We start from the raw sequence: 21745 nt of genomic DNA, 5'->3' as shown, positions 1-21745 counted from the left end.
TCCTTGATAATTTATGATATTAGTATATTAAAATAATATTATCCATGCGTCATAAAAAATTAGTATACATTATTTTGTTTATTATTTTTTTAAGCATTATTGGAATTATAATTTCTAAAAAAATCAAATCAGTACAACGTGACATACCCTCGCTACTCAACTTTTACAATCAGTATAAGGAAAACAAACCTTGGCAAGCAAAAGAAGCACTCGACTTAATTTTGTTACAAGAGCCAAATAATTTATCAGCAATTTATAAATTATCAACGTGGTATCTTCAGCAGGGAGATACTCATTCTGCTTTAGAGCATCTTGAAAAAAATCATCAACGCTTTCCTAATGATCCACAGATCTGCCTAGATCTTGCTCAGTTATATATTATGATGGACAAAAAAGAATTGGCGAAGCCATTGATAAAACAAGTTATGATTTCGGATCAAGTGGCACTGCAGAAAAAAGCATCCGCTTTATATCAGTCAAATTTTGTACCAAGTGTAGATTCAACAGAGATTACAAACTATATATCCAGAATTGAGCCTATCCATTGGAACAATAAGGAAGATCTTACTCCGTTGTTCAATAAAGCCATGGAAATAATCAATTTGCAACCAAATGAAGCACGGTCCTATCTGTTATTGATTATAAAAAGAAATCCTAATTATAAAGAAGCATATCAAACATTAGGTTATCTCGAACTTAAAGAGAACTATTCTGTTCGGGCATTACAATATTTTCTGAAGGCATTTTCTCTTGATAGTCAACCAAAGCTAGCATTACAAATCGGGTATTTATATTTACAATTAGACGATAAAATCAAGGCAGAACAGTATTTTGAGTATGCTTTGTCTCATGATGAAGGTGATATTCATTCACAGGCCAGGCAAGCCCTTGCTTATCTTAAGTCCCCTGAATCCATATCGTTTCAACAAGGACTACTCGTTCAAGCCCCATTAAGTAGGCGGGACAAATTGTTAATGAGTTTTTATGAAGAAAAGAAAAAAGAGCCTCAAAAAGCGTGGATTGCGTTAAATACTCTTTTAAATTTGTATCCTAATGATGTGCTTTTGTTAAAAGAAGCAGCTTATTTTGCTACGGCTCAAAATAAAAATGAGCTTGCTATTAATTTGTGGAAACGTCTTTATTTCATCGAAAGCAAGCCAGAATATGCACTTAACATTGGTTATTTATATGATAAATTGAATAAAAAAATCCAGGCATTCCAATATTTTAAGTTAGCATCAAAAACAATAGACCCTAAGCAACGTTATAAAGCTGAAATAGCGATGACAAATATGGGTGGTATACAAACTAAATTTCTTCCTTCTCCCTATTTTGCTGAATTTTATACTGCACCTTTTTACTTCAGTCGGTTTGATCTCGGTGTTTTACCTATAATCGCTCATGCAGGGAAAGTAGTTAATCAAACATATCAAACAGCAGTTTATTTGACTTATAGACGAACAAAAGATAACCGATCGGGTACAGTTCAGAATTATATTTCACAAATTTTTGAAGATAATGTTGCCATTTATGGCTTTGGTATTCGAGCTTATCCGTTTAAAACGATCCCCTTGTTATCTTTTATTGAAGCTGGTGAAGCAGAAGACTTGGTTTATCGAAATCGATCAAAATGGAGAAAAGACCTAAGAGGAGGGCTAGTTTATTATAATGCTTGGGGTGTAAAACCTGACTTTTCGTTTCACTTAGAGTTTCCATGGAAATGGCGATCGACTCTATATGGGGATTTAATTTACTATTCACGTTATAATAATAACGTTATTGGTACATCCTGGTTTAGGCCAGGTTTTCGTGCTGTAACGCTCCATAGCGCTTCATTAGATGTTTATTTGGCTAATTATTTAATTCTTGATACAAATCATGAATTTTTTAATAATACGTACTCTCTAGGTCCAGGGATTGCCTTTCAACCGTCTAACCACTGGAATATTGTTGTACGCTATGAATCATTGCAGGGATATTATATTCCAGTCAATAGCCCAACACCTAATCCATATCGTTCAAAATACTACAATAATGTAGTTTTCTTAGAAGCATTTTTTACCTTTTAATCACTGATTTTATCTAATAGATAATTCTGCATTCAAGGATGGGCGAAGAGATTAACTCTCTCACATCTTTTCTTTGATAATATTTACAATTTGTATGGCAGCAGTTCCATCCCCATACGGTAAGATTGTTTTCGACATTGAATTGTATTTATCTTTAAACTTAAGAAGCTCAGCAGTTTCCTTAAATATTTCTTCTGAATTCAACGGCACTAGCTTTGCTACCCCTGCATCTACGCTTTCTGTATGCTCCGTTGCCTCTCTTAACACCAAAACAGGTTTACCCAGCGCGGAGGCTTCTCTTGTACACCGCCAGAATCAGTCAAAATCAAATAAGATTGCTTCAGAATAGCGATAAAAATATTATAATCCAATGGAGGTACAAGAAGTATTTGTTTTAGTTGACTCAATTCTTGATATACAACTTGCGAGACATTTGGATTAGGATGCACGGGGAATAAAATTTGGATGTCTTTAAATTCATTGGCTAATTTACGAAGAGCGATACAAAGCTCTTTCATGGGTTTTCCAAAACTTTCCCGTCTATGACATGTTACAAGAATTATACGTTTGCTCGTATCAATCCCCAGATTATAATTTACAGGTTGCGTAGCTATGTAACGCAGCGCATCAATAATAGTATTACCTGTTATAAAAATGGAATCTGGAAAAATCCCTTCTGCTAATAAATTATTTTTATTGTTTAATTTTGGAGCAAAATGAATGCGTGTAAGCCTCGCGGTCAAAACTCTGTTCATTTCCTCAGGAAAAGGATGTTTCATGTCCCAAGAACGTAAACCTGCTTCAGCATGATAAAAGGGTATGTCTAAATAAAATGCGGCTAGAGCTGAAACAAAAGTGGCTGTCGTATCTCCTTGAGCAATTACTGCATCAGGGAGTTCGCTTCAGAAAAAATTATCTAATTGATAGAGTATTTTTGAGGCAAGGTATGGAAGAGATTGATTATACTTCATGATGTCCAAATCAACATCGGGTTTGATATTAAAAAGCGCTAACATTTGATCCAGTATTTCACGATGTTGGGCTGTAGCGACTACTCTTGTATTAACCCATGTTTGTGTTTTAAGGGATAATATAATAGGGGCCGTTTTAATCGCCTCTGGCCTGGTACCGACAATACAAAGAATTTTTTTTCACTTGAATTTCTTGTGTAAAATAGATATTTATAAAACCTAACCTGTACTCAATTAATTGTCAATTAAGTTCATCTTTTAGAAATGCGTTGTTGAATAACTCGAGCGCTATATTAAATAATTATCAATTAAGCGAACATCACCAATACGGATTGCCGCAAATCGACGACCTAGATGTTCTTCGATGTACTCGACAACAATGTTTTTTTGCGTTAATTCTTCAATGATTTGCGAGCAGGATTTATGGTTTTGCTGAAATAATTGGGCAAATTCCTCCGCTATGGATTTTTGCTCGCTGCTGAGGCGATTATTGCGCGAACTGTATGCTAAGCCACTGGACTCACGTATGGTTGGGCATACTTTGATTTCTACATCCAGAAAGAACGCTTTAGCCATTCCTTGGATTAATTGATATTGTTGATAATCCTTTTCCCCGAAATAGGCTCTATGAGGTTTGACCAGATTCAATAATTTCATGACCACGGTTAATACACCATTAAAATGTCCGGGTCGATGTTTGCCTTCCATTAATTGACCTAGTTGTTTTTCATGTACTTGATAATTATACTCGTCGGGATACATTGCTTTGTCATCAGGAAGAATACAAAAATCTACACCTGAATTTTCCATCATCTTCAAATCTGTTTCCAACGTGCGTGGATACAATTTAAAATCTTCAGCTTGGTTAAATTGCGTTGGATTTACAAATAAACTGGAAACAGTGCGGTGATTTTCTTTTTGGCTTGCTAGAAATAAAGATGCGTGTCCTGCATGCAAATTTCCCATAGTAGGTGCAAAACCTAGGGTTAATTCAGTGGATAATGTTTTACGGAAGGCTATCCATTCTTCTAGGTTATGAAAAATTTGCATGGTGCTATTCCTCACTCAAAATGTATGTTCAGATGCTGGAAAACTAACCTGCTGTACTTGTTGTGCATAGGCGTTTAATGCATTCAACACAATTTCTTTGCCCTGTATGTATCTTTTGACAAATTTGGGATTAAAATCAGTTTGTAAACCTAACATATCATGCCAAACAAGTACTTGACCATCAGTATCTGAACCTGCTCCAATTCCAATAGTAGGTATGCTCAATGATTGAGTAATGGTTTGAGCCAACAGTTTGGGCACACACTCAATTACAAGTGCAAAACAGCCCGCTTTTTCTAAACGAAGTGCCTGCTGAATCAGTGTTTCTGCTTGTTCTGGGTTTTTCCCCTGTACTTTATAGCCTCCTAGTTGATGAATGGATTGAGGTGTTAAACCAATATGACCCATAACAGGAACACCTGCATGTACTAAATAGGAAATAGTTTGGCAGGTATCTGCATCAGCCCCCTCGATTTTTACAGCATGTGCACCTGCACGTAAGAGACTTTTCACATGTTCTATCGTTTGAGCCAATGAGGTTTTATGACTTAAAAAAGGGAGATCGCTGATTAAGAATTGCTGTTTTAAGCCACGTGCTACGGCTTGGGTATGAAGTACCATCATCTCTATAGTAGCCATAATGGTTGTTTCGTGGCCATGTACTGCCATAGCTACTGAATCACCAACAAGAACACAATCTACATTAGACTCAGCTACAATACAGGCAGAGGGATAATCATAACAGGTGAGCATGACTATTTTTTGTCGTTCTTCTTTTTTACGTTTGAAATCATGAACTTTCATTTGTGTTACTCCTTAATTAGAAAAATGGAGTAAGCATGATTAGGAAAAGCAAAATACACTTCAGGTACCTGTCGCATGGATCAAGTCCTCCAAAAATTAAAAAGTTAAAGTCACTGCCCTACGGGTCAATGCATTGCGTATCATAGTTTAAATTCTGTGCGTTGAGAAGTAGATGTTAAATCTGTTGGTTATTTAATGTCAGCTCGATATAAAATAAAGTGATTTTTGTATGTCGAGCCCACGTTATTTAAGCGGTCTATTTTGTTCATTTATAATTCTGAGGTATTATTCCTGCTTCACAAGACGAGCATTTGTAGTTGTGACTAATAACATACTTCATATGAACAGGTTTTCTATGCAAATCACTGAAAAATTAGCCATCCCTGGTGAGCATCCTCTATTTTTGCAAGGTATCATGGGGAAGTTGGAAGCAGTTTTGACTGTTCCTGAACAAAACGATACCGAGTTTATTGCTTTTTTAGGACACCCTCATTCACTGCAAGGCGGTACGATGAACAATAAAGTCGTTACTACTCTGGCGCGTGTCTTTAAAGAATTAGGCATTCCTTCATTACGTTTTAATTTTAGAGGAGTGGGGAAATCTGAAGGAGTTTATGATGCAGGTCAAGGTGAAAGTGAGGATATGCTTGTTTTAGTTCGTGAATTGCAAAAAGAGCAGCCGGAAAAAAAATTAATTTTTGCGGGTTTTTCGTTTGGTTCTTATGTTGTCTATCGGACTGCGGCACAAGTCGATTCAAATTTATTAATTACGGTAGCTCCACCGGTACATCACTATAATTACCGCGAATTTAATCCTGCACCTTTCCCCTGGATCATTGTCCAAGGTGATGAAGATGAGGTCGTTCCTCCTGATTTAGTTGTTGATTTTGCAGCACAGTCGCACCCTGAAATTCCAGTCATTCGTTTTGCCGATACGAGCCATTTTTTTCATGGGAAATTGATAGAACTTAAAACAAAGCTGATTGACTGTATCACTTCCCAGGTAGTTGTAAAATGACATTGATCACCCAATATGAAGCAGCAATTTCTCGTGGAGAAATTGACGATGACTCTGTACAAAGAGACATGTTGCAGCATTTTCAGCGGCTTGCTGATGAGGTTAAAACGTCAAATTCTTCATGGCTTTATCCTTTGATTAAGACTCGAATAAAAGGAATATATCTTTATGGCCCTGTTGGTGTGGGAAAAACTTATTTGGTCGATCTCTTTTATGAGTTTCTTGAGGAAAAAAAGAAAGCCCGGTTTCATTTCCACCATTTTATGCAACAAGTTGATGCACAATTAAGGGTGTTACAGGGACAAAAAAATCCGCTACTTCAGATTGCTAAAAAGCTTGCCAAGCAAACTCGTGTACTCTGCTTTGATGAATTTATGGTTCATGATGTTGCTTATGCCATGATTTTGGCTGAGTTACTTAAGGCTTTAGTTGCTCGTGGCGTTATTTTAGTAATTTCGTCAAATATTCCTCCAGACGATTTGTATCGAGACGGTGTTCATCGCAAACGATTTTTACCTGCTATTGCAGCTATTAAAGAAAATTGTGAGGTTCTTTATTTGAATGAACAAAGAGATTATCGAGTTGGCCGTGCGCCCTTATTGGATGCCTATCTCTGTCCATTGAATGCTCAAACGAGCCAGGCTATGGAAAAGCAATTTATGTTATTGACCCATGAATTTCAAGATAATGGTGTGATTACGATACAAAATCGAGGAATTCCTTATCTAAAATGTGGCGTAAAATCAATTTGGTTTGCTTTTGATATTTTGTGCAATCTTCCGCGTAGCCAATTAGATTATTTAGAGTTAGCAGATAAATTTGACACTATTTTTCTAAGTGATGTGCCTATTTTAACAGTAAATCATACACTACAAGCCATTATGTTTATTCACTTTATTGATGTGATGTATGATCGTGGTATTAATATTATTATTTCTGCTGAAGTTACAGCAGAGAAGTTATATGTTGAGGGTGAAATGCAAGAAACCTTTAAACGAACTTTGAGTCGTTTGTTGGAAATGCAGTCGGTAGATTATTTGGCACGCCATCCGAAACGAGAATTGCACGAGTTAATTTCGGGTGATTCTGAATCGTGATATAGCTTAGTCGTACTTGATCCAGGAAATTCCCACAGAGCCTCTTGTTTTGTTTCCATTTATCTAAAATCTAATTCTTAAGAAGTTATAATTTTTTTTAACTATCTGAAAAAAAACAATTATTTATAAATTTCATATGAGAAATCAAAATGTTTAATTGGATTAAAATTGCCCAATTAGACTAATATGAGGATGCGATTAAAACTTTAGAGTTTAGGTAATAATCAAATTAGCATTCGAGTATATCATGTTTAAGTATGATCCTTCGTTACATCATGTAAAAATACAGTTCTGGGGAACAAAAGAAAAAACAAGTAACGGAATAGATAATTTTGTAGAACAGGAGTTATTTGGCGGAAATTGTGGACATGTCTCTATAGTTATGTCACTCCCAATAAATGAAGAAACCAAAAAATGGATTGCAACCTATTGTTATGAGCAAACATATGAACAATTCAATGCAATTTTACCTAATTTGACCATTGAGAACTTCTTTAAAATCGCGAAACAAAGAATACCAACTACTCATATCCAACATAGTACTCATTCAGCAAAATACAATAAAGAAATGTTTGAGAAAACAAAAGAAATTGTATCAAACATTGAATTTGCTCAAATAGAATTTAGTTGGTGGCCAAGTAAAGATGAAAATTTTTTTTTATCCGATACAGATGAGGATATGGTTGATGAGCGAAAAGGAAGAAGTTTTAATTACAGTAAAAACGCAAAAGAATATTTACATCCAGAAGAGAGAATGCACGCTGGAAAATTAGGGGCGCAAATAATGACTTACGCTCCTTCAGTTATAGTCCATCAAAGAGATTTATCTGATACACAAGTAAAAAAAATTAATATTGGTTTGCAATTAGAGCGAATCAATGAATATTTGGGTGTTAAAGACTTATTAATATCAAAAATCAACGCGATGAATACATTTAAGGTTGAAGGTAGTTTAACGCTAATATGTAAAAATATTGGGCTAAAAAGTGATGCATTAATAAGAGATTATTTAGAGAAAAATCCAGGAAAAGTAGCTGTTCAAAAGTTCAAAATTTTTTTTCTAAAAAAAGTTGAAGAACATATAAAAACGCTTGAAGAACAAGAAACTCTGCTAAAAAAAGAATTAGAAACTCTAGAGCATGAGGAGTTCAATAGTGAGTATATTACTAAGGGTATACCTCCAGATCATGTAGTGACCTTACCTTTTTTGACTGATGACAGAAGAGGTCTATCTCCTGAAGCGATGCTCAAGAAAATGCGTGAAGTAACAAATCCGAATGCGCCAAAATTTGATTTACATACTAAAAATTGTTCGAAAATAACTACTGATATATTAACAGCTGGTGCTGATCATGATCCCCTGTTAAAGCATGCATTAAGTGGGCTGGCTTTGGGTTTTTTCGGAACGCCCCAGCAGGTTCTTAGTAACGTACAAACAGCTTGTGCAATAATTGCTGAAAATAAAAAAAATACCCTTCTAACACGAATAGCAAATATCAGTTTTCTACAAGAAGCCATGGGAAATTTAATAAGTATTATTATGGATCAAGAGGCTTCTAGAGGGAAAAAATTTGGTGTTGGTACAGCACTGATACTTGTGGCACTTGCTAGGCTTCCCACTGCTATAATAAAAATCGTACTTGCTCCATCAGAAACAATAGGACATATAATTTCCGGAGTTTCCATGATTTGGAACCATGCGCACTCAGCTACATTAAAAGCAGTAGCTGCACTGGCAAGCATTATCGCTTTAGTTGCATTAGCTCCTTTTGCTTTAGTAGAGCAAGGTATCAAGCACATTTCAAAACCATTCCATGCACTTGCTCGCTGGATGTCAAAAAAGACTTCGCCACCCTCTGTTGAAGATCAGGTAACGAATGGAAGTTATCGCTCTATGATGACTGAATTAATTAATGAGGAAGTTGCTCAAAGAATCCAAGAAAATACCCTAGAATTGCCCAGAAAAAAAACGCCACTTGAGATTTTAGTAAATTTTGAAACAGCGTTTCAAGATAATCCAGATAAGGTAATTACTCTGAGTGATAAAGATTTTGATAAAATTAATAAATATGTTGGAGAAAAAAAAGATTCTGCTTTAAGACTCCAATCTTGTTGCAATGAGTCTTTACAAAGAGCTAATAGATTAAGCATAAAGCCCTCCAAAGAAGTTGATGCGCTTTTTAGGGAAAAAGGAAGTGATTCCGATGGACATTTGTTCAGCATAAAATCTTAAACCTAAATTCAACTGCCGAATTTAGGTTAAAAATTAGGTTTAGCCAGGTAAATTGATCTGGGTAGATTTTCATTGTATTCCGGAAGAGAGAGCTTCTCAAAAATTTGTTGTTGTTTTGCTGGATGTCATTTTTACATCTCAAATTCAAAAATGTATCATTTTTTCCATAGCTGAGAATGATTCTCGATTCCATTTGTGCTAAAATTAGTGTATTTCGTTATTTGCTTGTTCGCACATGGTAAAAATTACAGAATTAATCCAAGGTGATAAAGTACGATTAACAAGTTTTGGCACAACGGATATGCAGTATCGACGTAGACTCTTATCTTTAGGTGTAACTTGTGGTACCGAGTTTTCAGTTGTTCGCATTGCTCCTTTAGGTTGCCCAATACAAATTGAAGTTAGAGGAACGGCTTTAACTTTGCGTAAAGAAGAGGCGAATCAATTGATTTTGGAGTATGTATGACTCATGTGTTACTCGTTGGCAATCCTAATTGTGGCAAGACCACCTTATTTAATGCATTAACTGGGGATAATCAGCGTATAGGAAATTGGCCGGGCGTTACCGTTGAAAAGAAAACCGGTGAATTTTTGCTCGAGGAGCAATGTATAAGCATAACTGATTTACCAGGCGTTTATTCATTAGTCGCTAATGCAGATGGAATAAGTCAGGATGAGCGAATTGCTGCGCAGTCAGTTGTTTCTATGCAAGCGGATTGTATTATTAATGTGATCGATGCCTGCCATCTTGAGCGACACTTATATTTAACCAGTCAAATTCTAGAATTGGGTAAACCAGTAATCCTTGCACTCAACATGACGGATATTGCTCAGCAACGAGGTATAACCATCGATACTACTGCTTTATCTCAATGGTTAGGTTGTCCCGTAGTTGCAATCCAAGCACATAAAATGATCGGCATTCCTTTGCTCAAACAAGCGTTGCTGAAATTGCCACAAGCTATCATGCCTTTGACCCTTCCCTTACCTAAACCAATACAACAAGCATTAATGGCATTGGAACATAAGTTAGTTAATGAAGGTTATAGTCAATCTCTTGCTTATTACCAAGCGCGTAGAATGGCTGAAGGGGACGTATTGATCTCGGGGCAGACATTGCCCAAAGATTTAGCCTCATTGAATCAAGAAGAGCCTAATTTAGATATTTTATTGGCCGATGCTCGATATCAGAAAATACATGAAATCGTTATTTCGGTTCAGAAAAAGCGTAGTGACGCCACCGAGCATTTTACCGCGAAAATCGATAAGATTGTATTGCATCGCTTTTTTGCGCTCCCTATATTTTTTGCCATGATGTATTTAATGTTCTTATTTGCAATCAATATTGGTGGAGCATTTCAGGATTTTTTTGACATGAGTACAGATACGCTATTTGTACAGGGTACAGCTTGGCTGTTACACCAAATTCATGCTCCGAATTGGTTAATTGCTTTATTAGCTAATGGATTGGGTAAAGGAATTAATACAACACTTACTTTTATCCCTGTTATTGCCGCAATGTTTTTCTTTCTATCGCTACTGGAAACATCAGGATATATGGCAAGAGCTGCTTTTGTTGTGGATAAAGCCATGCGTGCTATGGGGTTACCTGGTAAGTCTTTTGTACCGATGATTGTTGGTTTTGGCTGCAACGTACCAGCCATCATGGCTGCGCGTACCTTAGATTCAGAGCGTGATCGGTTATTAACTGTAATGATGAGCCCCTTTATGTCATGCAGTGCTCGTTTGGCTATTTATGCGGTATTTGTTGCTGCATTTTTTCCCTCTGGCGGTCAAAATATTGTCTTTTCTTTATACATTATCGGTATCTTAATGGCTGTGTTAACAGGGTTCATACTGCGAAAATCCACTTTAAAAGGGCATGCATCTCCATTGATTTTGGAGCTTCCCGCTTATCATAAGCCCGCATTGAAACGCTTATTTAAAGAAACATTGATGCGGTTGCGTTTTTTTGTACTGCGTGCAGGAAAATTAATTCTACCTATTTGTGTTCTTTTGGGTGGTTTAAATGCTATTACCCTTGATGGAGGAATTAATTCAGGTGAGGCCAGTACACAATCATTATTGTCTTTAATGGGGCAATGGATTACTCCTTTATTTACACCTATGGGCATTCATCAAGATAATTGGCCTGCAACCGTAGGATTGCTAACGGGTATGTTGGCTAAAGAAGTAGTAGTGGGCACACTAAATTCACTCTATGCTCAAGTCGGTCATGTAAGTGAGATCGCTACAGCACATTTTGATCTTTGGGCGGGTATTAAGGCAGCTTTTTGGTCTATTCCTGTGAATTTATCACAATTAGGCTCTGCATTAGCAAACCCTGTATTAGCAAGTGCTGCAGATAGCCCTGTATCTCAATCTGTATATGGAATTATGGTACAACGCTTTGATGGCCAAATCGGTGCCTTTGCTTATTTACTTTTTGTTCTTCTTTATATTCCTTGCGTGTCTACTATGGCTGTAATTAGACAAGAAGCAAATAGAAAGTTGATGTGGGTTTCAGTAATTTGGTCTTTTGTTGTTGCTTATATGACTGCGGTTTTATTTTATCAAGTGGCCAAATGGATTCAAGCTTCAGAACTAAATAGTTCTTGGATTATTGTATCTTTATTTGTTTTGTTTTTTATTATCGTGTTAGGCATTCTTAAAAAACGAAGTATGAGGAGAACTAATGCTGTTGCAAATACGTGATTATATTCGTCGAGAAGGTGTAGTAAGTACGCAACAATTAAGTAGAGAGTTTCATTTAGACTTCTCCGCATTACAACCGATGCTTCATCAATGGATCGACAAGGGTGTCATCCGTAAGTGTCAGGAACAGGTACAATGTAAAAACACCTGCTTTAAATGTCGAACCCATGAACCTGAGTATTATCAGTATCTTTAATTTTGAAAAAGATTTGCTTATGATTATTTTTACAGATTTTTTACTTAGGCAACTTTATCTTACGTGCCCCTTGGCGAAATTTGAGCTAATATAGACTTATAAGCTTGTTTTTATGTGACAAATAAATGGTTGATAATACTGATACACCTGAAACTCCAACAATTGGTATCGATATAGATAAGCGTCGATTAGAAATGGAGGCAGATTTAAATGATCCGGTCGCTATGGTTGAGCGAGTTTATCAACTTTGGTGGCGTTGGGCTGATTTTCAGTTATATATCGTGTCTCCGTTTATTGATATTATTTCACCTCCAGCGATTATTAAGCCTGAACTCATTCCAGATACAGATGAATATGAATTTGTATATCCTATCCATGATGCAGGATCAAAATTATCTACTTCTAAAAGTGTAGACATGCTTAGCGCGGGCATGTCTATGTATAAACTCTATATGACCATAGAAAAAATGATTTACCTTTTGGTTGAGCGTTTGAAAAACGAAGGTATTACCACAGAAACGGAAGTACAAGTATCTTTTGGCGGACATTTGCTGGCACAAAGAAAGGCTTTTGAATCAATTATCAACTTGGCTTACAACGTGGTAGTAACGAACTTTGATCCAGGTGAATGGGGTGAACGTTATTTACAAATTGTGAAACAAAATGCAGATAAATACGGCTATCCCCCTGAAGCCCCAAGAGATACATACAAACAACCCCATAATTCAGGCTCTTCATCTCCTAAGCGATAAAAATTATTCTAACTGCAAAAATCCTTCTACATTGGTGCGACATGTAAGCCAAGAAGATTTAATAAAAAATTGTTCAAAATAGGGATACTGTTTACTTTTATTCAAATTCCATAGAGACTTAATCTTGCGTGATAAAAACAGAGTGCTATACTCGCATTTGTACTTTATTTAATAACTTTCTCTAATTAAGGAAGAAACCTACAGTGAATAAAAAAAGACCCATTAATCTGGATTTGGCGAGTTTGAAATATCCCCCAATGGCAATAGCTTCTATATTGCATCGGCTTTCAGGGGTGGTTTTGTTTTTATTATTACCCATTATGTTATTTATTTTGGGGCAATCAATACAATCAGAAGAAACGTTCATTCATGTGAAAAACTTATTATCTCATCCAAGTTATAAAATACTAGTGTGGGTATTTGGGGCGGCTATGATTTACCATTTGCTTGCCGGAATCAGGCATCTTTTGATGGATATGGGGTTTGGTGAGCATCTTAATGCTGGCCGGAATTCGGCTGTTTTAGTCATTGTTCTTGCCGCTATTTTGACAATTTTTCTAGGAATCTGGATATGGTAACTAATGTCACTAGCTTGACGGGTAATGGGTTAAAAGATTGGTTGATTCAACGAGTGACCGCGGTTTATTTTGCTGTGTACTTTATTTTTATAGTTGGTTTTTTGTTATCTCATCCTGAGTTGAGTTTTGCTCAATGGCATGCTCTGTTTTCTAATATCGTAGTTCAGGTTGCATCTATAATTGCCTTATTTGCTCTTTCATTGCATGCTTGGATAGGTATTTGGACAGTGACTACAGATTATATGAAATGTACTGTGCTGCGTGTATCAGTGCAAATGATAGTTGTTTTATGGCTCCTTGGTCAGTTTATCTGGGGCTTAATGATCCTTTGGGGGCGGTAGTATGGCAATTGCACGTAATAAATTTGATGCAGTAATTATAGGTGCAGGTGGAGCTGGAATGCGTGCTTCGCTGCAAATGGCTAATTCGGGTTTAAAAGTTGCACTCTTATCTAAAGTATTTCCAACCCGCTCACATACCGTTTCAGCACAAGGAGGTATTACTTGTGCGTTAGGAAATGCACATGACGATGATTGGCGTTGGCATATGTATGATACCGTGAAAGGGGCTGATTATATTGGTGATCAGGATTCAATCGAATATCTTTGTAAAACAGGTCCCGAAGCTGTCTATGAACTAGAGCATATGGGACTGCCATTCTCACGTATGGACAATGGTAAAATCTATCAGCGTCAGTTTGGCGGCCAATCTAAAAATTTTGGTGGTGAACAAGCAGCGCGTACTTGTGCTGCCGCGGATAGAACAGGTCATGCTTTGCTCCACACTCTTTATCAGCAAAATTTGAAAGCAAAAACACATGTATTCAGTGAATGGTATGCCCTTGATTTAGTTAAAGATTCACAGGGACGCATTTCTGGTGTTACCGCAATGTGTATTGAAACTGGTGAAATAGTTTTCTTTCAAGCACGGGTGTGTATTCTGGCTACTGGTGGGGCAGGTCGTATTTATCAATCGACAACCAACGCCTTTATCAATACTGGTGATGGGTATGGTATGGCACTAAGAGCTGGTATCCCTTTACAAGATATGGAAATGTGGCAATTTCATCCTACGGGAATCGCTGGAGCAGGTGTTTTAGTGACGGAAGGATGTCGTGGTGAAGGTGGTTATTTGATTAACAAAGATGGTGAACGTTTCATGGAACGTTATGCGCCGCGAGTTAAAGATTTAGCTTCTCGAGATGTTGTTGCGCGTTCTATGGCTTTAGAAATACGAGCAGGAAAAGGGTTTGATCCTAAAGGTATTGATCATGTTAAATTAAAGTTAGATCATTTAGGTGCAGATCTTATTAAGTCACGTTTGCCTGGAATTCGTGAGCTTTCTCTTAAATTCGCTGGTATTGACCCTATTGTTGAACCCATTCCGGTTGTTCCTACGTGCCACTACAGTATGGGGGGGATTCCTACCAATATGTATGGACAGGTTATTACCAAAACCAAAGGCAAAGAACATCTAGTGGAAGGTTTGTATGCTGTGGGTGAGTGTGCTTGTGTATCCGTTCATGGTGCGAATCGTTTAGGCGGTAATTCCTTACTTGATTTGGTTGTATTTGGGCGAGCAGCGGGCTTACATGTGGAAGAATTATGGCAATCAAACCAATTACCTGAGGTGGCCTATATTAGTGATGATGATATTGCTCCGTCCTTAGAGCGCTATAACCGCTGGAATAATTCAAAAGAGGGCGAAAGTCCTGCCGTAATTCATGATGAAATGCAGCGCGTGATGCAAGAGGATTTTGGTGTATTCCGTACGGGCGAGGTTATGGCATCAGGATTAAAACGTCTGCAAGCGTTACGTGAGCGTTTAGCAAGCGCTAAATTGGAAGATAAAAGTAACGTATTTAATACGGAACGAGTGAGTGCATTGGAGTTGGATAATTTAATGGCAACTGCATATGCTACAGCTCATTCTGCTATGGTACGTACCGAAAGCCGTGGAGCACATAGCCGAGAAGATTATCCAAAGCGAGATGATAAGAACTGGATTAAACATACGCTTTATTTTGAGGAAGGTGAGACAATTGATTTTAGACCAGTTAATGCATCACCTAAGCATGTCGAGCCTTTTATGCCCAAAGAGCGTGTTTACTAAAGAGGATACATTACATGGCAGATAGTAGAAAGTTGACCGTATCAATATATCGCTATAATCCTGAGGTGGATGCTAAGCCATATATGAAAGATTATGAACTGGAAATCCCAGTCAAAAGTGATCCTATGTTACTTACATTACTCGAGCGTTTGAAAGCAGAGCAGGATCCTTCCATTACTTACCGACGTTCTTGTCGTGAAGGAGTATGTGGTTCCGACGGTATGAATATTAATGGCACCAATGGATTAGCATGTATTACTCATGTCTCTCAATTGCAGACCGATAAAGTAGTGCTTCGTCCTTTGCCAGGGTTTCCAGTGATTAGAGATTTAGCTGTTGATATGTCTCAATTTTATCAACAATATGAACGTATAGAACCGTATTTACAAAATGATGAAGTGGCTCCCGCTCGAGAACGATTACAATCTCCAGAAGAACGAGCACAGCTTGATGGATTATATGAATGCATTTTATGTGCATGTTGTACTAGTTCATGTCCTTCATTTTGGTGGAATCCAGAAAAATTTGTGGGACCTGCTGGATTATTACAGGCAAGACGGTTTTTAGCGGATAGCCGAGATACAGCAACAACACAGCGCTTGGATAAATTGCAGGATCCTTTCAGTGTATTCCGTTGTCGCAGTATTATGAATTGTACGAATGTTTGTCCTAAGGGACTTAATCCAACAAAAGCGATTGCAGATATTCGTGTACAGATGTTAACACAAGAAACTTAATATACTGTTTTTTGCCCCTTAGGAGAGAGAAAAAATGAGCAGTTCCAATCTGCAAAATGAATGGGCTTCTTCCTATTTGTCTGGTGGAAGTATGGCTTATATTGATAGTCTTTATGAGGATTATCTTGCTGATCCAAGTTCGGTTTCAGCAGATTGGCGAGCAGTGTTCAGTGCGCTGCCCAAGGTTAATAATGCGGAACAAGAGTATTCACATAGAGATATCCGCGAGTATTTTTTGCAGAATGCGGATAAAAAAGCAATACCCATTGTTCAATCATCAGACAATCAACAATTTCGAATTGCACATTTGATCAATGCATATCGATCAATGGGACATCATGCTGCCAAATTAGACCCGTTGGAAATGACGGAACGTTTGCCAGTTCCCGCACTGGAATTGGATTATCACCATTTGTCCGATGCGGATAAGAATCGTAAGTTTTTTGCAGGAACCACTTTTAATGGACCCGAAATGACATTGGATGAAATATACCAAGCACTTCGACAAACATATTGTGGCAGCATTGGTATTGAGTACATGCACATTTCTGATAGTAAAGAAACAGAATGGTTGCAAGAGCGTATGGAGTCTGTACGTGGTCGTCCAACTTTAGATATCCCAAAGAAAATAGAAATTCTAAAAGATTTGATTGCTGCTGATGGTTTGGAGCGCTATTTAGGTACTCGTTATGTTGGGCAAAAGCGATTTTCTCTTGAGGGAGGCGATTCTTTAATCCCTATGATGAAGGAAATTATTCAATGTGCTGGAAGAGATAATGTTAAGGAATTGATTATCGGTATGGCACATCGAGGACGTTTAAATGTTCTTGTTAATGTATTAGGTAAGGAACCAAACGCTCTTTTTCAAGAATTTGAAGGAAAAATCAAATCTGAGCGCACTGGAGATGTGAAGTATCATTTGGGTTTTTCATCAGATATAAAAACAAACTCAGGCTCGGTGGTTCATTTAGCATTAGCATTTAATCCCTCTCATTTAGAAATTATTGGTCCAGTAGTCGAGGGTTCTGTACGTGCTCGCCAAACACGACGCAATGATTTAGACAAAAAAGAAAAAGTAGTTCCCATTGTTGTTCACGGAGATGCAGCATTCGCTGGTCAAGGAGTCGTAATGGAAACGTTTAATTTTTCTCAGTCTCGAGGTTATTGTACTGGTGGAACAGTTCATATCGTTATCAACAATCAAATAGGTTTTACAACCAGTAATCCTTTAGATGCTCGTTCGACTTTATACTGTACTGATGTTGCTAAAATGGTTCAGGCACCCGTGATTCACGTGAATGGTGATGATCCTGAAGCAGTGGTATTCGCCACTCAGTTAGCATTTGATTTTAGGATGAAATTCAAACGCGATGTGGTCATTGATCTCGTATGTTACAGAAGACATGGGCATAATGAAGCAGATGAGCCCGCAGTAACGCAACCTGCAATGTATCAAAAAATTAAATCGATGCGCCCTTTACGAGAAATCTATGCCGATCAACTCATTAAAGAAAAGTTATTAACGAGTAAAGATGCTGAACAATTAGTAGATGCGTATCGAGATGGCCTGGATAAAGGCAAAGCCGTTGTTGATTTGGTACATGGCGATTATGAAGGAAAATATGCGAGTGATTGGACTCCGTACATTGATGCAAAATGGACAGATAAAGCCGATACCACAATTTCTAAAGCCAATTTACAAAAGTTGGCGAAACAATTAAGTAAGTTACCTAAAGGGTTTACATTACATCCAGTGGTCCAGCGTTTGTTAAATGAACGTGATAAAATGACAGCCGGTGAGTTGCCGATGAATTGGGGATATGCTGAAACTATGGCTTATGCAAGCCTAGTTCAGGAAGGTTATGGTGTACGTTTATCGGGCCAGGACTCAGGACGGGGAACGTTTGCTCATCGCCATGCTATATTACATGATGCTGAGACTGGTGATACCTTCATTCCTTTAGAAAATGTAACGAATGAACTGAGCCGTCCTTTTTCTGTGATTGATTCAGTACTTTCTGAAGAAGCCGTGCTGGCTTTTGAGTACGGATATGCTTCTTCCAATCCTAATTTTTTGGTGTTGTGGGAAGCCCAGTTTGGTGATTTTGCGAATGGTGCTCAGGTTGTTATTGACCAATTTATCAGCTCAGGAGAACAAAAGTGGGGACGATTGTGCGGTTTAGTCATGTTATTGCCCCATGGCTATGAAGGACAGGGGCCAGAACATTCATCGGCTCGTTTGGAGCGCTATATGCAACTTTGTGCCCAGCATAATATACAGGTATGTACCCCAACAACTCCTGCACAGATTTTCCATTTATTGCGTAGACAAGTCATTCGTAATTTCCGGAAACCGTTAATCGTGATGACGCCAAAGAGCTTATTGCGTCATAAGCTAGCTGTTTCTCCTTTAGAAGATTTGTTTAAAGGAAAATTTAATACCGTTATTCCTGAAGTTGATGATTTAAAGGCGCAAAAAATTACTCGAATAGTGCTATGCTGCGGGAAGGTTTATTATGACTTACTACAAATGCGTCGTGATAAGGAGTTGAATCATATTGCGCTGATTCGTCTAGAGCAATTATACCCGTTCCCTAAGAAATCACTTACTGTTGAGCTCAATAAATATCCTAAAGCAAAAGAAATAATTTGGTGCCAAGAAGAACCACAAAACCAGGGGATTTGGTATTCTTCTCAGCATAATATAAGAGATTGTTTGTCTTCTGGACAAACATTGCATTATGCAGGTAGAGACTCTGCTGCAGCGCCGGCTGTAGGAAGTCCAGCACTACATACAGCACAACAGCAAGCTTTAGTGGAACAAGCTTTGTTGGGGTAAGTTTGCGTTTTATCGTAGTCTGGATTAAAGCATTGCTTTCTCCAGCTACAATTTGTTAATGAATCTAGGGTTTAACAGACTCTAATAAAATAAGAAGGTATAACCATGTCTATCGAAGTCAAAGTACCTGTTTTGCCTGAATCAGTTGCTGATGCAACAGTGGCTGCATGGCATAAAAAAGTAGGTGATAAAGTTACTCGTGATGAAAATTTATTGGATCTAGAAACAGATAAAGTGGTTCTTGAAGTTCCAGCTCCAATGGATGGGATACTTAGCGACATCATGTTTCAAGAGGGAGACACCGTACGTTCTGGCCAGTTGCTTGCAAAAATAAAAGAAAGTGATGCAGCTGAAGCTAAAGAAGAGAAAAAGGCTGAATCCAAAGAAGAAAAGAAAACTGAGAAGAGCGACTCTGCGGAAGAAAGAGTGAGTGCCAAAGAAGATAAATCAACAAGTCCTGTAGTAAGGCGAATGATGGCAGAACATGATCTTCAGCCAGGACAAATTCAGGGTAGTGGTAAAGAAGGTCGAATTACTAAAGAGGATGTTCTTGCATATATAGAATCGAACAGAGAAAAATCATCAAGTCTTGCAGAAAATAAAAAAGAACAAACAACACGAGCGCCGATGGGGTTACGTGAAGAACGTCGTGTTCCAATGACGCGATTGAGAGCTAAAATTGCAGAGCGCTTATTAGCAGCACAGCATAATGCAGCTATGCTTACTACGTTTAATGAGATCAATTTAAAAGCAGTAATGGACTTGCGTTCTCAATATAAAGACAGCTTTGAGAAAAAACATGGGGTAAAACTTGGGTTTATGTCTTTTTTCACTAAAGCAGTCGTTGAGTCTTTAAAGCGCTTTCCGGAAGTAAATGCCTCTATAGATGGCCAAGATGTGGTGTATCATGGCTTTTATGATATTGGTATTGCAGTATCTACTGATAGAGGGTTAGTGGTGCCAGTAATTCGTGATGCCGATCAAATGAGCATGGCAAATGTTGAATCAGCAATTAATGATGCTGCAACAAAAGCCAGACAAGGCAAGTTAGCTATGGAAGACATGCAAGGCGGTACGTTTACTATTACTAATGGTGGAGTGTTTGGCTCTTTATTAGCTACTCCAATCATTAATCCCCCACAAACAGGTATTTTAGGTATGCATAAGATTGAAGATAGACCTGTAGTGGAAAAAGGACAAATTGTGATTCGTCCTATGATGTATGTGGCTTTGTCTTACGATCATCGTTTAATAGATGGTAAAGATTCAGTCCAATTTTTGGTGAGTGTGAAAGAGCTGTTGGAAGATCCTGCTCGTCTTTTACTTAATGTTTAAGTTTCATTTACACTTATGTGCTGATGAATTTTACTTTTTTTAGAAAGGTAATTGCAATGAATTTACATGAATACCAAGCCAAACAATTGTTTGCAAAATACAATTTACCCGTTCCAAATGGCCAAGTTGCTTATAATGTGGAGGATGCATTACAAGTAGCATCTCAATTAGCGACAAATCGTTGGGTTGTTAAAGCACAAGTTCATGCTGGAGGAAGAGGAAAAGCAGGTGGAGTCAAAGTAGTAGCTAATAAAGATGAATTAGCGGCTACAGTGAAATCATTATTAGGAACTCGTCTGGTAACTTACCAAACCGATGCACATGGACAACCTGTTAATGCTGTACTTATCGAAGAAACGTGTGATATAGGCAGAGAATTATATCTTGGTGCCGTTGTTGATCGTGCTACCCGTCGAGTAGTAATGATGGCTTCTACAGAGGGGGGCGTTGAGATTGAAAAAGTTGCAGAAGAAACCCCTGAGAAAATTTTCAAAATAGTTGTAGATCCTTTAGTTGGGGTTATGCCTTTTCAGTGCCGCGAAGCAGGGTTTAAATTAGGTTTACACGATGATCAGATCAAGCAGTTCACTCATTTGATGATAGGACTGGGGAAAATGTTTGTTGAATGTGATTTGAGCTTATTGGAAATAAACCCACTCGTAGTGACTCAATCAGGACAATTAATTTGTTTGGATGGAAAAATTAATATTGACGGTAATGCATTATATCGTCAACCTCAATTAAAGAGCTTGCGTGATACAACACAAGAAGACGAGCGGGAAAATCGCGCGAGCGACTGGGAATTAAATTATATTCCTCTTGATGGAACTATTGGTTGTATGGTGAATGGGGCCGGCTTAGCTATGGCGACTATGGATGTGATTAAACTTCACGGTGGCGATCCAGCAAACTTCCTGGATGTAGGCGGTGGTGCTACTAAGGAGCGAGTGAGCGAAGCACTGAAAATTATTGTATCTGATGAAAAAGTCAAAGGAATTTTAGTTAATATTTTTGGTGGTATTGTTCGTTGTGACCTCATCGCTGATGGTATTCTAGCTGCAGTGAAAGAAGTTGATGTAAAAATTCCTGTGGTAGTACGTCTTGAGGGCAATAATGCACAACTAGGTGCTGATATTTTAAATAAAAGTGATTTGAATGTAATTGCTGCAACCAGTTTAACTGATGCTGCAAAGAAGATCGTGGCGGCTGTTGCTTAATTACTAATTTTCGAGGTTAACA

General features: G+C 37.8%; 18 protein-coding genes and 1 pseudogene. 15 read left to right on the top strand and 4 right to left on the bottom strand.

Annotated features, from left to right (window positions below):
• Window positions 1-44 precede the first annotated feature (44 nt).
• Entirely contained in the window at window positions 45-2069 is a 2025-nt protein-coding gene (locus Lgra_RS03290) for a tetratricopeptide repeat protein (protein WP_058497860.1), read from the top strand.
• A 60-nt stretch (window positions 2070-2129) separates the two neighbouring features.
• On the opposite strand, the gene Lgra_RS18450 is transcribed toward Lgra_RS03290, so the two are convergent.
• The 4 genes and pseudogenes from Lgra_RS18450 to panB all read right to left on the bottom strand — a co-directional run bounded on the left by Lgra_RS18450 (window position 2130) and on the right by panB (window position 4894).
• Window positions 2130-2336 carry a UDP-N-acetylglucosamine 2-epimerase gene (locus Lgra_RS18450; RefSeq protein ID WP_202967161.1) on the bottom strand — a complete coding sequence of 69 codons (207 nt, stop codon included), beginning with the start codon at window positions 2334-2336 and terminating at the stop codon, window positions 2130-2132.
• Window positions 2330-2956, bottom strand: a pseudogene (wecB, locus tag Lgra_RS18100) (non-hydrolyzing UDP-N-acetylglucosamine 2-epimerase); the annotation flags it as partial. The gene Lgra_RS18450 and the pseudogene wecB, both read right to left, overlap by 7 nt.
• 372 nt (window positions 2957-3328) lie before the next feature.
• The gene (gene panC, locus Lgra_RS03280; protein ID WP_058497859.1) at window positions 3329-4090 is read right to left on the bottom strand and encodes a pantoate--beta-alanine ligase; all 762 of its coding nucleotides are present in this window, start codon (window positions 4088-4090) and stop codon (window positions 3329-3331) included.
• Window positions 4091-4105: 15 nt separating this feature from the next.
• Entirely contained in the window at window positions 4106-4894 is a 789-nt protein-coding gene (panB, locus tag Lgra_RS03275) for a 3-methyl-2-oxobutanoate hydroxymethyltransferase (protein ID WP_058497858.1), read from the bottom strand.
• Between the two features lie 355 nt (window positions 4895-5249).
• Here panB and Lgra_RS03270 point away from each other — a divergent pair, with 355 nt between their 5' ends.
• The 14 genes from Lgra_RS03270 to sucC all read left to right on the top strand — a co-directional run bounded on the left by Lgra_RS03270 (window position 5250) and on the right by sucC (window position 21723).
• Complete coding sequence (locus Lgra_RS03270; protein WP_058497857.1) at window positions 5250-5912, top strand: alpha/beta hydrolase; 663 nt, start codon at window positions 5250-5252, stop codon at window positions 5910-5912.
• Window positions 5909-7009, top strand: a complete 1101-nt coding sequence (gene zapE / locus Lgra_RS03265) for a cell division protein ZapE (RefSeq protein ID WP_058497856.1) — start codon at window positions 5909-5911, stop codon at window positions 7007-7009. The genes Lgra_RS03270 and zapE overlap by 4 nt, the downstream gene beginning before the upstream one ends.
• A gap of 247 nt (window positions 7010-7256) precedes the next feature.
• A complete protein-coding gene (locus Lgra_RS03260; protein WP_058497855.1) occupies window positions 7257-9242 on the top strand; it encodes a hypothetical protein in 1986 nt (661 codons plus the stop codon).
• A 235-nt stretch (window positions 9243-9477) separates the two neighbouring features.
• Window positions 9478-9708 (top strand): FeoA family protein, encoded by a 231-nt coding sequence (locus Lgra_RS03255; RefSeq protein WP_058497854.1) that lies wholly within the window; start codon window positions 9478-9480, stop codon window positions 9706-9708.
• Window positions 9705-11957, top strand: coding sequence for a Fe(2+) transporter permease subunit FeoB (feoB, locus tag Lgra_RS03250; RefSeq protein ID WP_058497853.1), 2253 nt, complete (start codon window positions 9705-9707; stop codon window positions 11955-11957). Before Lgra_RS03255 ends, feoB begins: the two co-directional genes overlap by 4 nt.
• The gene (locus Lgra_RS03245) at window positions 11938-12153 is read left to right on the top strand and encodes a FeoC-like transcriptional regulator (protein WP_058497852.1); all 216 of its coding nucleotides are present in this window, start codon (window positions 11938-11940) and stop codon (window positions 12151-12153) included. Before feoB ends, Lgra_RS03245 begins: the two co-directional genes overlap by 20 nt.
• A 125-nt stretch (window positions 12154-12278) precedes the next feature.
• The gene (locus Lgra_RS03240; protein ID WP_058497851.1) at window positions 12279-12905 is read left to right on the top strand and encodes a hypothetical protein; all 627 of its coding nucleotides are present in this window, start codon (window positions 12279-12281) and stop codon (window positions 12903-12905) included.
• Between the two features lie 203 nt (window positions 12906-13108).
• Entirely contained in the window at window positions 13109-13483 is a 375-nt protein-coding gene (gene sdhC / locus Lgra_RS03235) for a succinate dehydrogenase, cytochrome b556 subunit (RefSeq protein ID WP_058497850.1), read from the top strand.
• Window positions 13477-13824: a succinate dehydrogenase, hydrophobic membrane anchor protein gene (gene sdhD / locus Lgra_RS03230; RefSeq protein WP_058497849.1), complete on the top strand. Its 348-nt coding sequence runs from the start codon at window positions 13477-13479 to the stop codon at window positions 13822-13824. Before sdhC ends, sdhD begins: the two co-directional genes overlap by 7 nt.
• Before the next feature lies 1 nt (window position 13825).
• Window positions 13826-15595 (top strand): succinate dehydrogenase flavoprotein subunit, encoded by a 1770-nt coding sequence (gene sdhA / locus Lgra_RS03225; protein ID WP_058497848.1) that lies wholly within the window; start codon window positions 13826-13828, stop codon window positions 15593-15595.
• 14 nt (window positions 15596-15609) lie between these two features.
• Window positions 15610-16332, top strand: coding sequence for a succinate dehydrogenase iron-sulfur subunit (locus Lgra_RS03220; protein ID WP_058497847.1), 723 nt, complete (start codon window positions 15610-15612; stop codon window positions 16330-16332).
• 34 nt (window positions 16333-16366) lie between these two features.
• A complete protein-coding gene (locus Lgra_RS03215) occupies window positions 16367-19171 on the top strand; it encodes a 2-oxoglutarate dehydrogenase E1 component (RefSeq protein WP_058497846.1) in 2805 nt (934 codons plus the stop codon).
• A 105-nt stretch (window positions 19172-19276) separates the two neighbouring features.
• Window positions 19277-20506, top strand: coding sequence for a 2-oxoglutarate dehydrogenase complex dihydrolipoyllysine-residue succinyltransferase (odhB, locus tag Lgra_RS03210; protein WP_058497845.1), 1230 nt, complete (start codon window positions 19277-19279; stop codon window positions 20504-20506).
• A gap of 56 nt (window positions 20507-20562) precedes the next feature.
• Window positions 20563-21723, top strand: a complete 1161-nt coding sequence (gene sucC, locus Lgra_RS03205) for an ADP-forming succinate--CoA ligase subunit beta (RefSeq protein ID WP_058497844.1) — start codon at window positions 20563-20565, stop codon at window positions 21721-21723.
• Window positions 21724-21745 lie beyond the last annotated feature (22 nt).

Source organism: Legionella gratiana, from assembly GCF_001467695.1.
Taxonomy (GTDB): domain Bacteria; phylum Pseudomonadota; class Gammaproteobacteria; order Legionellales; family Legionellaceae; genus Legionella; species Legionella gratiana.
This window is presented reverse-complemented; position numbering and strand designations above follow the sequence as displayed.